This is a genomic window from Janthinobacterium sp. PLB04 (assembly GCF_021165895.1).
Lineage (GTDB): Bacteria > Pseudomonadota > Gammaproteobacteria > Burkholderiales > Burkholderiaceae_D > Janthinobacterium > Janthinobacterium lividum.
Window position 1 is genome coordinate 5,262,024 of sequence record NZ_CP088968.1, and the last position, 13,493, is coordinate 5,275,516.

At 64.4% G+C, this 13,493-nt stretch carries 17 protein-coding genes; 16 read left to right on the forward strand and 1 reads right to left on the reverse strand.

What is annotated here, in order from left to right:
* Positions 1-32: 32 nt before the first annotated feature.
* A complete protein-coding gene (locus LSO07_RS23185; RefSeq protein WP_034750797.1) occupies positions 33-305 on the forward strand; it encodes an oxidative damage protection protein in 273 nt (90 codons plus the stop codon).
* A gap of 188 nt (positions 306-493) precedes the next feature.
* Positions 494-1,018: a DUF6622 family protein gene (locus LSO07_RS23190; RefSeq protein WP_151096676.1), complete on the forward strand. Its 525-nt coding sequence runs from the start codon at positions 494-496 to the stop codon at positions 1,016-1,018.
* Positions 1,019-1,050: 32 nt separating this feature from the next.
* Here LSO07_RS23190 and rpiA read toward each other — a convergent pair whose 3' ends face one another.
* Entirely contained in the window at positions 1,051-1,728 is a 678-nt protein-coding gene (gene rpiA, locus LSO07_RS23195; RefSeq protein WP_092606625.1) for a ribose-5-phosphate isomerase RpiA, read from the reverse strand.
* Between the two features lie 206 nt (positions 1,729-1,934).
* Here rpiA and LSO07_RS23200 point away from each other — a divergent pair, with 206 nt between their 5' ends.
* The 14 genes from LSO07_RS23200 (at position 1,935) to LSO07_RS23265 (ending at position 13,492) form a co-directional block, all read left to right on the forward strand.
* On the forward strand, positions 1,935-2,303 hold the full coding sequence (locus tag LSO07_RS23200; protein WP_034786991.1) for a response regulator: 369 nt from the start codon (positions 1,935-1,937) through the stop codon (positions 2,301-2,303).
* 2 nt (positions 2,304-2,305) lie between these two features.
* Positions 2,306-2,932 carry a chemotaxis protein CheC gene (locus LSO07_RS23205; RefSeq protein ID WP_034786994.1) on the forward strand — a complete coding sequence of 209 codons (627 nt, stop codon included), beginning with the start codon at positions 2,306-2,308 and terminating at the stop codon, positions 2,930-2,932.
* A gap of 5 nt (positions 2,933-2,937) precedes the next feature.
* Entirely contained in the window at positions 2,938-3,909 is a 972-nt protein-coding gene (locus LSO07_RS23210) for a sensor domain-containing diguanylate cyclase (RefSeq protein ID WP_070281254.1), read from the forward strand.
* Between the two features lie 150 nt (positions 3,910-4,059).
* Positions 4,060-5,727: a sensor histidine kinase gene (locus tag LSO07_RS23215; protein ID WP_170846325.1), complete on the forward strand. Its 1,668-nt coding sequence runs from the start codon at positions 4,060-4,062 to the stop codon at positions 5,725-5,727.
* Positions 5,724-6,425 (forward strand): response regulator, encoded by a 702-nt coding sequence (locus tag LSO07_RS23220; protein ID WP_225317398.1) that lies wholly within the window; start codon positions 5,724-5,726, stop codon positions 6,423-6,425. The genes LSO07_RS23215 and LSO07_RS23220 overlap by 4 nt, the downstream gene beginning before the upstream one ends.
* Before the next feature lie 248 nt (positions 6,426-6,673).
* Positions 6,674-6,820 (forward strand): hypothetical protein, encoded by a 147-nt coding sequence (locus LSO07_RS23225; protein ID WP_157814672.1) that lies wholly within the window; start codon positions 6,674-6,676, stop codon positions 6,818-6,820.
* A gap of 83 nt (positions 6,821-6,903) precedes the next feature.
* Positions 6,904-7,077: a Flp family type IVb pilin gene (locus LSO07_RS23230; protein WP_070281259.1), complete on the forward strand. Its 174-nt coding sequence runs from the start codon at positions 6,904-6,906 to the stop codon at positions 7,075-7,077.
* 95 nt (positions 7,078-7,172) lie between these two features.
* Positions 7,173-7,346 (forward strand): Flp family type IVb pilin, encoded by a 174-nt coding sequence (locus LSO07_RS23235; RefSeq protein ID WP_071653370.1) that lies wholly within the window; start codon positions 7,173-7,175, stop codon positions 7,344-7,346.
* A complete protein-coding gene (locus LSO07_RS23240; RefSeq protein ID WP_151096677.1) occupies positions 7,343-8,413 on the forward strand; it encodes a phosphatase PAP2 family protein in 1,071 nt (356 codons plus the stop codon). The genes LSO07_RS23235 and LSO07_RS23240 overlap by 4 nt, the downstream gene beginning before the upstream one ends.
* Entirely contained in the window at positions 8,410-8,997 is a 588-nt protein-coding gene (locus LSO07_RS23245) for an A24 family peptidase (RefSeq protein ID WP_052140553.1), read from the forward strand. Before LSO07_RS23240 ends, LSO07_RS23245 begins: the two co-directional genes overlap by 4 nt.
* Positions 8,998-9,036: 39 nt before the next feature.
* Complete coding sequence (locus tag LSO07_RS23250; RefSeq protein WP_151096678.1) at positions 9,037-9,657, forward strand: methyltransferase family protein; 621 nt, start codon at positions 9,037-9,039, stop codon at positions 9,655-9,657.
* Positions 9,658-9,688: 31 nt separating this feature from the next.
* Positions 9,689-11,035 carry an ATPase gene (locus LSO07_RS23255; protein WP_070281263.1) on the forward strand — a complete coding sequence of 449 codons (1,347 nt, stop codon included), beginning with the start codon at positions 9,689-9,691 and terminating at the stop codon, positions 11,033-11,035.
* Positions 11,032-11,880 (forward strand): Flp pilus assembly protein CpaB, encoded by an 849-nt coding sequence (gene cpaB, locus LSO07_RS23260; RefSeq protein ID WP_070281266.1) that lies wholly within the window; start codon positions 11,032-11,034, stop codon positions 11,878-11,880. The genes LSO07_RS23255 and cpaB overlap by 4 nt, the downstream gene beginning before the upstream one ends.
* Positions 11,881-11,902: 22 nt before the next feature.
* Positions 11,903-13,492, forward strand: a complete 1,590-nt coding sequence (locus tag LSO07_RS23265) for a type II and III secretion system protein family protein (RefSeq protein ID WP_092606634.1) — start codon at positions 11,903-11,905, stop codon at positions 13,490-13,492.
* Position 13,493: the final 1 nt, after the last annotated feature.

Below are 13,493 nucleotides of genomic sequence, written 5' to 3' on the forward strand. Positions count from 1 at the left end.
CGCTTTATCTCTACACTGATTCAGGAGCACAGATGGCCCGCACGATCCACTGCATCAAACTCAACAAGGAAGCCGAAGGACTGGATTTCCCGCCGTACCCGGGCGAACTGGGCAAGAAAATTTACGAATCCGTGTCGAAAGAAGCCTGGGCTGCCTGGCTCAAGCACCAGACCATGCTGGTCAATGAAAACCGGCTGAACCTGGCCGACGCGCGCGCCCGCAAATACCTGGCCACGCAGATGGAAAAACATTTCTTCGGCGATGGCGCCGATGCGGCCATGGGCTACGTTCCGCCGACCGAGTAAGTTTTTCCGTATTCCCGCCCGTGGCCACCGCGCCGCGGGTAGTTTCCCCTTGATTCTCCCCTCCCCCTTTCACGCCGCCTGACGCTGTTTCACGGCTGCCCTTCCCCGTTTCGTCGCACACCGCTCGCCGCCCCCGCCGCCAGCTGGCACAGTACGTCCATCGACAACCTCATTCCAAGGCGGACACCATGTTGCAGCAAATCTTCAGCCACACTCCCCTCTACGTCTGGGCCATCCTGGGCTTTCTCGTCTACCGCGGCGTGCTGGCCAGCCGGGCACGCGAAGTGAGCTTGCGCAAGCTGTGCATCATTCCCCTGGTCATGCTGGCCCTGTCCCTGAGCGGCGTGCATGGCAGTTTCGGCTTGGCCGGCGTGGCGCCGTTCGCCTGGGGCGCCGGCGCGCTGGCCGGCGCGGCGCTGGCGTGGAGGCTGGCCGATGCGCGCAAGATAGCCGCCATTCCCGCGCGCGGCAGCGTGCAGCGTCCCGGCAGCTGGGTGCCCATGATCTTGATGATGAGCATTTTCTGCATGAAATATGCGGTCGCCGTGACCCTGGCCATCGCCCCGGCCTATGCTCATGCGACCGGCTTCATCGTACCCGTCTGCCTCGCCTATGGCTGCTTCAGCGGCATCTTCCTCGGCGGCTTGCTGCGCACCGTGGCCGTGTATCGCGAGGCGCAAATGACAAGCGGCCCGCAAGGGGCCGCCGTGTAAAACATCTATGCCGGCGAACGCCGGCTATCATCTTAGTACGCCAGGGTACGCACGCCTTCCGGCATGCCCAGCAGGCAGACATTCGCGCCGCGCACGGCGAACAGGCCGACGGCGATGACGCCGACGATCTGGTTGATCTGCTGTTCCAGCGCCACCGGGTCGGCAATTTTCAAGCCCAGCACGTCGATGATTTCGCCGCCATTGTCGGTAATGAACGCTTCCGTGCTGCCGGCCTTCAGGCGCAAGCGGGGCGTGCCGCCCAGCGCAGCCAGCTGGCGCGATACGGCAGCGCGGGCCATCGGCACCACTTCCACCGGCAGCGGGAAGGCACCCAGGGTTTCCACCAGCTTGGAGCCGTCGGCGATGCAGACGAACTGTTTCGCGACGGAAGCAACGATCTTTTCACGCGTCAATGCCGCGCCGCCACCCTTGATCATGGCGCCGCTGGCCGTGATTTCATCGGCGCCGTCGATGTAGACGGCGATCGACTCGACATCGTTCAGGTCGAAGACGGGAATGCCATGGCCAGCCAGGCGCGCGGCCGTCGCTTCGGACGAGGCGACCGTGCCCTTGATGCTGTCCTTGATCTTGGCCAGTTCATCGATGAAAAAATTGGCGGTGGAACCGGTGCCGACGCCGATGATTTCACCTTTTACTACGTAGTCGATGGCGGCGCGGGCTACGGCTTGCTTCAATTCGTCTTGGGTCATGGCATTCAGGCTAAAGTGAGGAATGGCGCTATTTTAACGGATTGCCAGCCTGGCCAGCCGGCCAGCATGCCCGGCGATGCGACTCAATACAACAGGCAAGCGGGAAAACTTTGCCCTAGGGCAATCGCGCACCCAAATACACTCTATGCCCTCTAAAATATGCGAAAATGGCACGATAGTCCGATATGACGTTTCAGGAATAGCACATGAATCACAGTAAACAGGTACTTGTTGTCGATGACAGCCGGGTTTCACGTTTGATGTCGCATCAATTCATCCTCAGCAAACATGCCGACTGGCAAGTGATTGAGGCGGCGACGGGTGAGGAAGCCCTGGAAAAAGTCAAGACCGTCAACCCTGTGCTGATACTACTGGATGTCAACATGCCCGGCATGGGCGGCATGGCGGCGGCAGAACAATTGCGCGTGCTGTGCCCGCAGACGCACATCATTCTCGTCACGGCCAATGTGCAGAACGCCACCCGCAACCGCGCCAGCGAACTGGGCGTGGGCTTCATGGAAAAACCGATCACGGAAACGCGCATCCACCAGTTGATCGAATCACTGGGGCTGTGAGCATGGTCAATCTTTCCGAACTCGAGAACGACGCCCTGGTAGAGATATTCAACATCGGGGTGGGCCATGCGGCGGCGGCCATGAGCGAGATCGTGAATGAAGAAGTCACCATGTCGGTGCCGTCGATCACCTTCCTGAACCGTGCCGACGCGGCAGCCTTGCTCGGCAGCAAGAAGGATGGCGAACGCATCTGCGGCGTCAGCCAGCATTACGATGGCGCTTTCGCCACCGAAGCCATTCTGATGTTTCCCGAGGACAAGAGCCTGGAAATCGTGCGCCTGATGGTGGGCGACGCCATGCCGCTGCAGGAACTGACGGAGATGGAACAGGAAGCGATGAGCGAGATCGGCAACATCATCCTCAATTCCTGCGTCGGGACGTTGGCCAACCTGTTCGACAGCGAACTGCATGGCTCGCTGCCCCTGTACCACGTGGGCACCAGCGCGGAAATCCTCTCCTCGTTCGGCGGCCAGGATGACGAAGCCGTCGTGCTGATGCTGCATATCGACTTCGTGCTGTCCAAGCACCAGATCCACGGTTATGTGGCATTCGTGCTCGACCTGTCCGCCTTGCACGACCTGAAACAGCAAGTCAGCCGCTACCTGGCCAAGGTGCTGGGACAGGCGTGACGATCATGCCGGATGTCTTGCATCGACTCGCCCTGCTCGAGAGCATACTCGGCGCCGTCAACCTGGGCGCCATCGTGCTCGATGAGCAGCATCGCATCGTGCTGTGGAATAAGTGGATGGCGCGCCACTCGGCCTGCCAGGCCGACGCCGTGCTGGGCCAGGATTTCTTCGCCGTCTTTCCGGAACTGCGGCACAAGCGCATGGATTCGGCCATCACCCAGGCACTGCGCGACAATTTCCAGTCGCTGCTGTCGCAAACCCTGCACAAGGCGCCGTTTGCGCTGTACACGCATGGCGCGGCCACGGGCGGCAGCGACGGCGAGGAGCGCATGCAGCAAGCCATCGCCGTCACGCCGATCAACCTGCCCGGCTCGCCACGCCATTGCCTGATCCAGATCAATGATGTCACCATCGCCGTGGGGCGCGAAAAGCTGCTGCGCGAACAGACCATGGTCTTGCGCTCGCAAACCTTTTCCGACGGCTTGACGGGCATCGCCAACCGCCGCCATTTCGACGTGGCGATCGAGAAGGAAATGCGGCGCGCCATGCGCACCAGCAGCCCGCTGTCGCTGCTGATGATCGATATCGACCATTTCAAGGATTACAACGACCATTACGGCCACCAGCAGGGCGACGATTGCCTGATCCGCGTGGCAGCCGAACTGGCCGCCATGCTGCAGCGCCCCACCGACCTGCTGGCCCGCTACGGCGGCGAAGAGTTTGCCGCCATCCTGCCCGACACGGACGCGGCGCAGGCGCTGCGCATGGCCGAGGCGATCCGCCAGCACGCGGCCGAGCTGCGCATTCCGCATGCCAAGACGGGCAATGACGTCAAGCACATCACAGTGAGTATCGGCATCGCCACGCAGCAGCCGCAGCAGCCACTGGCCATCTCCGCCCTGATCGGTGCGGCCGACCGCGCCCTGTACCTAGCCAAGCGCGCCGGACGCAACCGCGTGATGGTGCAGCCGCTGTAAAAAAAGCAACATCGGAGAAAGGATTCCAGTAGACATCTTTACGGCGTGTGCGTAGACTCGTCATTGCTTGCAGCAACAATAACAAGAATTTATCTGTGGTATCTATCCCTGCGCATGGCCCCACCATGCGGGACATGGCCAGGAGCGCTTGTGAATCTCGATCCTCCCCTCAGATCAGGCTTGCCGGGTGCCGGCATGGATACGACCATGGTGAACGGCATGCGCCTGCTGCTGTCGAGCGCCACCCTGCTGACCCTGTTCATCGACCCCGAAAGCGCCGGCAAGCTGACCAAGATCACCTGGCTGATCTTTTCCGCGTACACCATGCACAGCCTGCTGCTCTACGTGCTGGCCCTACTGGGCCTCAGCCTGCCCCAGGACATCTTGCTGTACTGGCTCGACGTGGCCTGGTATGCGCTGATCGTGTTTTCCACCAGCAGCCACAACAATTTATTCTTCCTGTTTTTTTTCTTTGCCATCCTGACATCGTCGTTCCAGCGGGGCTTCGAGGAAGGCGCGCGCGTCACCCTGGCCTCTGCCGGCCTGTTCGCCGCCACCGCCCTGTTCGGCGAAACGGATGCAGAACTGTCGCGCCTGCTGCTGCGCACCACCTTCCTGCTGGCGCTCGGCTACATGATCGCCTACTGGGGTGGTTCGGCCATCACCCAGCGCAGCCACCTGGCGCTGCTGCGCGATGTCAGCCAGCTGTCCAATCCGCGCTTCGGCGTCGACCAGACCATCACCTCGGTGCTGGAAAAAACCCGCAGTTATTTCAACGGCCGCAGTTGCCTGCTGATCATGCAGGACAAGGGCACGCGGGTCTGGTCCCTGCGCAGCGTGATTCACACGGGCACGGGCGTCGTGCATACCAGCTCGCTCCTCAGCGACGACGCGGCCAGCCCCCTGCTCGCTTTCCCGCACGATAAAATCGCGCTGTACAACCAGCCCGCCGGCCCCTGGCTGCCATGGATAGGCGGCGCGCGCATGCTCGAGCCAAACAGCGGACGCTGGCTGCGGCATGACGACGCGGCGGGCGCCCGCCTGGCCGAACTGCTCGAAGCGCACGCCTTCATCAGCGCGCCGCTGCCCCTGCGCAATGGCAAAGGCCGGATCTTTATCGTGTCCGCCACCAGCATGAGCAAGACGGACGCCCTGTTTCTCAGCCATATCGGCGCGCAGGCGTTTCCCGTCATTGAAAACATCAACCTGCTCGACCGCCTGGCGTCGCAGGCGGCCTCGCGCGAACGCGAAAAGATCGCGCGCGACCTGCATGACACGGCCGTGCAGCCGTATATCGGCTTGCGCCACGGCCTGGCCGCCCTGCGCAACGAAGCCACGCCGGGCAACCCGCTGCTGCCGGAACTGGAAAAGCTGATCATCATGTCGGGCCAGGTGATCACCGACCTGCGCAGCTACGCGCGCACGTTCAAGAATGGCCAGGTGCAAAGCGAGCCGGAACTGCTGGTCGCGCTGCGCCGCCAGGCCACGCAGATCCGCGAATTCTATGGCATCGACATCGCCCTGCATATCGAAGGCGACCTGCACATCAACGACCGCCTGGCGGCCGAGGTGTTCCAGATCGTCAACGAAGGCATGAGCAATATCCGCAAGCATACGTCGGCGCGCCACGGCGCCGTCAAGCTGACCTGCGTGCAGGGCGCGCTGCACATCAGCATCGACAACGAATGCGCCGCCGCGCACGTCCCCGATTTCCTGCCCGACTCGCTGGCCGAGCGCGCCGCCGCCCTCGGCGGCACGGCCCGCGTCACGCATGGCATGCTGGGCAACACCTCCGTCCAGATCGAGATCCCCATATGAATGACGTACGCCACATGCCACCGGCCAGCCATGTCATCAGCGTCATGCTGGTCGACGATCACAAGACCATGCTGTGGGGCCTGGAGCGCCTGATCGGCGGCGAGCACTCCGGCATGCGCGTGGTCGCCACGGCGTCCGACGGCACCGAGGCGCTGGAGCAGGCGAAGGCGCTGCAACCGGACGTGATCGTGCTGGACCTGGACCTGGGCGGCATCAGTTCGCTGGCCATCCTGCCCGCGCTGGCGCAATGCGGCGGCACGCGCGTGCTGGTGCTGACGGCCAGCCACGACCAGGCCATCCTCGACCAGACGGTACTGAAAGGCGCGCGCGGCATCGTCAGCAAGGACGCGCCGGCGGAGATGGTGTTGAAGGCCATCGAAAAGGTGTACCAGGGCGAGCTGTGGCTGGAACACGCGATGCTGGGACGCATGCTGACGCAGTTGACCCAGCCCGGCGGCGGTTCGGCGCACGCCATCGCCATCGCCAGCCTGACCCTCAAGGAAAGAAAGATCATCGCCGCGCTGGTGCACGGCAGCGGCACGCCGGCCAAGCTGCTGGCGGACCAGCTGTTCATCTCCGAACACACCTTGCGCAATCACCTGACATCGATCTACCGCAAGCTGGGCGTGTACAACCGCCTGGAACTGTACGCCTACGCCACCAAGCACCAGCTGGGCCAATTGCCGCCCGACGCCTGACACCACTGTCCTCCTGCACGGCCACTGCACGGCCGCGCATTCCCTCCCTCCCTCCCATCGCCAACCAGCGGCGCGGCATGCGCTCCTGCGCGCGCCAGACTCGACCATGACAATTGTCACGAAAAAAACGAGCAGTTCCTCCTTGCAATAAAAGGATGTTCTTCTGATGTAGATCAAGGTGCCGACTTCTATAGTGGATTTACCGGAGTGCAAATCACCGCGCGGCCCACCACGACACGGAGCACAGCATGCGCCTTGACAAGTTTCTTCCGACGGCCCTGATTACCTATTTGCAGGGCAAGGAAAAGGCTGCGTTCTACCGCTATGCCCTAGTGGCGGCCCTCATGGCGGTGGTCTGCATCATCGGATTGCTGGCACTGGGCGAAAGTCCATGAGCGCGCCAGGTCGTAGCACCAGGAAGCAACGCTGCAAAACCGTTTCATCCACCGTCGTACCTTAACCACCACCAGGAGTTGTCATGAACCTCATCAAAAACTTTATCCGCGAAGAAGATGGCGTCACCGCAATCGAATACGGCCTGATCGCTGCCCTGATCGCCGTGGTGATCATCGCCGCCGTCACCATCGTCGGCACGCAGCTGAAAAAAACCTTCAGCACCATCGGCACCAAGCTGACCACCGCCAATGCCTGACGCGCTGCTGTCCGGGCCGGCCCAGCGCCAGCCCGGACTACGCCGCCCAATATTCCCGGCACGCCCACCTTGACGAACGCATAGCGAGGCCCATCGTGAAATCTTTCTTCAGCCGTTTATCCGACGAGTCCGCCGTCACAGCGATCGAATACGCGCTGCTGGCCGGCCTGATCGCGGCAGTGCTGGTGGTCACGATCACCCTGCTTGGCGACCAGGTGAAGCTGCTGTTTGTCTACGTCAAGGACCAAGTGGTCCTGGCCCTGTCATGAACACCCTGCGCGCCTCGCTGCGCACCCACCGCGCCCTGCTGCTGATCGTGCTGCCGTACGCCGCCGTGGCGACACTGCTGGCCGGCGGCCTGCCCAGCGCATCGGACACCCTCAACGTGCTGGCCGGCTTCTTCATGGCCATCCTCATTGGCCCCGTCTTCATCCTGTGCGGCTACACCATCCATGTCATGGTGATGAAACGCCCGCACCGCCTGTGCCACTATCTGTACCACGATCTGCGCCGTTACCTGAGTAACGAGCGCCTGCTGCACGCGCTGCCGGCCATGCTGCTGATCCCCGTCTTCGCCTCCAGCTTCACCGTCATCAAGGGCGCCATCCCGCGCCTGCATCCCTACACCTGGGATGCCACCCTGTCCGCCTGGGACATCGCGCTGCATGGCGGCAAGGCCCCATGGGAAAGGCTGCAGCCACTGCTGGGCCACCCGCTCGTCACGGGCTTGCTCAACTTCAGCTACCACTTCTGGTTCTTCCTGTTCTACGCCATCCTGTACTGGCTCATCCTCGACACGCGCCGCCCCCTGCTGCGCATGCAGTTCCTGCTCAGCTTTGCGCTGACCTGGATCGCCCTGGGCAGCATCCTGGCCGTGCTGTTTGCCTCGGTCGGCCCCTGCTACTACGGCCACCTGCATGCCAGCGACCCGTATGCGCCGCTGATGGTCTACCTGCATGACGCCAACCAGCACGTCCCCGTCTGGGCCCTGCAGGTGCAGGAGATGCTGTGGCAAGGCTATCAAAGCAAGGGCGCGAACGGTGAACTGGGCATCTCCGCCATGCCCAGCATGCATGTGGCCACGGCCGTGCTGCTGGCCATGATGGGCTGGCGCGTCAACCGCGCCGCCGGGATCTCGCTGAGCGCCTTTGCCGTACTGATCCTGCTCGGCTCCATCCACCTGGGCTGGCACTATGCGCTCGACGGCTATGTGGGTGCGGCCGGCGCGGCGCTGGTGTGGCGCCTGGTGGGACGGCTGCTGGGCAGCCAGGCCGCGGCGCCGGCCATGCACATGGCCACGGCTCCCTGCATGAGCAAGGAAGGACTGACATCATGAACGCCCACCTGCCCATGCTGCTGTGCCTGGCCGTACTCGCCACCCTGCTCGCCGCCGCCCTGTGGCACGACCTGCGCACGCGCCGCATCCCGAACCGGCTGGTGCTGTGGGGCACCCTGGCGGGACTGATCATCAACAGCTTCGTGCCGTCCGGCGCCGGACTGTTCGACGCCTCCTTCGGCGGCCTGGGCCTATTGCAGGCGCTGGCCGGCGCCGCCGCCGGACTGGCCCTGCTGCTGCCCATGTATCTGCTGCGCGCCCTGGGCGCCGGCGACGTCAAGCTGATGGCCATGTGCGGCGCCTTCCTCGGTCCCGACGCCGTGCTCGAAGCGGCCCTGCTGACCTTCCTGTGCGGCGGCGTGCTGGCCCTGGCCGCCGCGCTGGCCGGTCAGCGCCTGCGCCAGGTACTGAAAAACACCTATCACATGATGCTCGGCGCGCTGCTGCACAGCCTTGCCGGCGGCGCCGCCACGATCGCCGAACCGCCGCCTGCCACCGGCAAGCTGGCCTACGCCTTCGCCATTGCCAGCGGCACCCTGCTACAGGTCTTCCTGCACTACACCCACCTGTGGAGCCTGCGCTGAAACGCGCCGCTCCGACGACCAGCCCCCTAGGACCTGACCATGCACACTCTCACCACCCTCTGCCACTCGCGCCACGCCAGCCTGTTCACCAGCATCGCCATGGCTTGCCTGTGGACGTTCTTCGCCAGTGCCCACGTGATGGGATTCCTGCACAGCGGCGACTGGAGCTATCTGCTGTTCTGCGCCGCCGAAACCCTGGCCGCCCTGTTCTTCATCGTGCGCACGGCCCCCGTCAGCGTTTCCACCGATGCGGGCGACTGGCTGCTGGCCATCGGCGCCACCTTCGCGCCCTTCCTTTTGTCTCCCGCCGACATGGCCATCTGGCCCAGCGCGCGCTACCTGCTGGCCGTCGGCAGCCTGCTGCAGATCGCCGGCCTGCTGTCGCTGAACCGCAGCTTCGGCCTGGTAGCTGCGCAGCGCGAGATCAAGACGGGCGGCGTCTACCGCGTGATACGCCATCCGCTGTATGCCAGCTACCTGATTTCCCTGAGCGGCTACCTGCTGGCCAACACCTCGCCCGTCAACACCGTCATCTATGTCGCGACGATGAGCATGATGGTGATGCGCCTGCTGCGCGAGGAGCGTTTCCTGTCCACCGACGTGCGCTATCGCGTCTACATGCGCCAGGTGAAGTACCGCCTGCTGCCTTTCATCTTCTGATATCCGGCCACCCGAACGAGGAGTACCCATCATGCCTGACACCTATCCAGAACGCAGCGACGGCGGCGGCGTCGAACCGGCGGCCAAGCGCGCGCCACGCACGGTCGAGGAAACGGGATTGCCCTTCCTGTTCCTGGTCGAACTGCTGGTCAAGATACTCTTCCTGCGCGGCCAGATCGGCCTGCCCGCCCTCTCGACACACGTGAAACTGGGCGCCGGCGTGCTCGAACCGCTGCTCACCTTCATGCGCGCCGAAAAGCTGTGCGAAGCGCGCCGCAACGGCGGCAGCGGCACCGACGCCGACCTGTGTTACCTGCTGGGCGACCAGGGCCGCCTGCGCGCCGCCGAGTACATGCGCCGCAACGCCTACAGCGGCCCCGCCCCCGTCACCCTGGCCGACTACAGCAACCAGGTGCTGGCGCAAAGCGTGGCAAACATGCAGGTCACCCGCGATGACGTGCAGCGCGAGTTCCGCGACGTGGTGGCCAGTTCGGCCGTGCTCGACCAGCTGGGCGCGGCCATGAATTCCGGACGCGCCCTGTTCTTCCACGGCCCCGCCGGCAGCGGCAAGAGCTACCTGGCCGAGCGCCTGAACGGCCTGCTCAGCGGCGCCATCGCCCTGCCCCATGCCGTGATGGTCGATGGCGAAGTGCTGCCCTTCCTCGACCCCATGCTGCACACCCTGTCGCGCGGCGGCCTCGTGCCATCCGACCCGCGCTGGGTGCGCGCCGAACGCCCCGCCGTGCTGACGGGCGGCGAGCTGACGCTCGACATGCTGGACCTGCAATTCGACCATGGCAACCGCTTGTACCAGGCGCCGCCGCACCTGAAGGCCAACAACGGCATCTTCGTCATCGACGACCTGGGCCGCCAGCGCTGCTCGCCCGTGGAACTGATGAACCGCTGGATCGTGCCGATGGCGCGCCACATCGATTACCTGTCGCTGCACACGGGCTACAAGTTCCCCGTGCCCTTCGACGTCATCGTCGTGTTCTCGTCGAACCTGGCGCCGCAGCACCTGGCCGACGACTCCTTCCTGCGCCGCATCGGCTACAAGATCCATGTCGGCCCCCTGAGCGCCTACCACTACCTGGCCGTGTTCCGCAGCACCTGCGCCCAGCTGGGCATCAATTTCGACGAAGCCTCCTACACCTACCTGCTGCACCTGCATAGCCTCTACAAGCGGCCCTTGCTGGCCTGCTATCCGCGCGACATCCTCGCGCAGATCTGCGACCAGGCGCGTTATGAAGACCACCCGGCGCAACTGTCTCCGGAAGTCCTGTTCTGGGCATGGCAAAACTATTTCGGCAGCGATGACGACCTTGCAAGCACACACACCGGACCGGAAGCGGTCCAGCACAAAGGGGAAGCAAAATGAGAAACGCACGCGCTCTGACGATGATGGCCATTGCGGTCATCCTGGCGTTCGCCGCGGTCATCGTGGCCGCGCGCTGGATCAATGCCCAAGCCTCGGGCAACATCAACAAGGTGGCCGTGGCCCAGGTCGACATCAGCCTGGGGGCCCGCCTCACGCCCGACATGGTGCGCATGGTGGACTGGCCATCGAATGCGCTGCCGCCGGGCGCCGTCAACGATCCGAAACTGCTGGAAACGCGCGTCACGCGCACCAGCATCCAGCACGGCGAACCGATCATGGAAGGCAAGCTGGCGCCTCCCGGCACGCAAGGCGGCCTGTCGGCCGTCGTCGCCGAGGGCAAGCGCGCCATGACCGTGCGCGTCAACGATGTGGTGGGCGTGGCCGGCTTCGCCCTGCCCGGCAATTTCGTCGACATCCTCGTCAATACCCAGGGCGAAGGAGCGCGCAAGACGCCGGACCGCGACCCTAACATTTCCAAGATCGTGCTCGAACGCATCCTCGTGCTGGCCATTGCCCAGGAATCGAGCCGCGACGACACCAAGCCCAAGGTGGTCAACGCCGTGACCCTGGAGCTGACGCCGGAGCAGGCGGAAAAACTCGACCTGGCACGCAGCGTGGGCACCCTGTCGCTGGTGCTGCGCAACCAGGTCGAGGACAAGCCCGTCAACACGGAGGGCGCCACCAAGTCCAGTTTGCTCGATGAAAAGGTCGCCATGGCAGCCCCCGCCGCCATGGTGCAAGCCAAGCCGCTCCCGCGCCGCCGTCCTGCAGCCACAGCCGCGCCACAGGCCGGTCCGCGCGTCGATGTCATCAAGGGGCTGGAACGCAGCTCCCAACAATTCTAACCTGCACCAGAGGAGTCACGCCATGAGCACATATTGCACAGCAAGCGGAAGCCGGGTACTCAGCCTGGCGCTTGCCCTCGCCATGATCGGCGCCCTGGCGCCCCAGGCACGCAGCGAACCCGTTGCCGCCACCGCCGTTGCCGCCGACACCGGCGCCGCCCGGACCAGCCGGGCCGCCGCCCGCCCCAAGGCCACGCCGCCGCAAAGCGAATCGCGCGCCGGCCGCACCGAAATGGCGCCGCAAATGAGTCTGGCCGAAGGCAAGTCGACCCTGATGCGCTTGCCGTTCGCCGCCAGCCGCATGTCCGTCGGCGACCCGCGCATCGCCGACGTCATCCTGCTCAACCCCAACGAGGTGTACCTGCTGGGCCGCTCCGTCGGCACCACCAACCTGATCCTGTGGAACAAGAGCAATGACGCCACCATCATCGACCTGGCCGTCGGCATCGACAGCAGCAGCCTGCAGGCACGCATGGCCGAGCTGCTGCCGAACGAAAAGATCAACGTCACGGTGGCGGGCGACACCCTGATCCTGTCGGGCATGGTCAGCGATGTCGTCAAGGCCGACCAGGCCCTGTCGCTGGCCAACGCCTATGTGCAGCGCAGCGCCCGCAGCGGCAACGCCGCCTCCGGCGCCGCGCCAGCCGCAGGCGCCGCCGCGCCCGCTCCCGCCGCTGCGCCCGATGCGGGCATGCCGCGCGTGATCAACCTGCTGTCGATCGCCGCGCCGCAGCAGGTGATGCTGGAAGTGAAGGTGGCCGAAGTGTCGAAAGTACTGGTCGACCAGCTGGGCGCCAGCCTGGGCATCAACAAGACCATCGGCAGCTGGTCGTACTCGCTGCTGTCCAGCCTGCTCAGCAACAATCCCAGCGGCTTGAGCGGCGCCAGCAAGAACAACTTCTTCAACCTCGACGCGCAAAAACGCGATGGCCTGATCAAGGTGCTGGCCGAACCGAACATCATGGCCATCAGCGGCCAGGAGGCCAGCTTCCTGGCCGGCGGCAAAATCTTCATCCCCGTCAGCCAGACCAACAATAACGGCGTGCCGACCATCACCCTGGAAGAGAAGGAATTCGGCGTGGCCGTGAAATTCACGCCCACCGTGCTCGAAGGGGGACGCATCAACCTGAGGGTGGCGCCGGAAGTGTCGGACCTGAACAAGGACGGCATCGGCATCACCGCCACCGGCATCTCGGCCACGGCCATCCTGCCATCGTTTACCACGCGGCGCGCCACCACCACGGTGCAGCTGTTCGACGGCCAGAGCTTCGCCATCGGCGGCCTGATCAAGAACAACGTGACCAGCAATATCAAGGCCCTGCCAGGCCTGGGCGAAGTGCCCGTGCTGGGCGCCCTGTTCCGCAGCACGGACTTCCAGACGGACCGTTCGGAACTGGTCTTCATCATCACGCCGCACCTGGTCAAGCCGCTGCCGCCCGACTACAAGCTGCCCACCGACGGCTACATCCAGCCGACGCGCGGCGACATGTTCATGCAGGGAAAAATGGAAGGCAGCGCACCGGCGCCCGCCCCCGCAGCGGCACAGGCACCGGCCCCCATGCAGCCGCAAGCGGCCGCGCCCCAGCCTGCCGCCGGCTTCGACCTCAAATAGG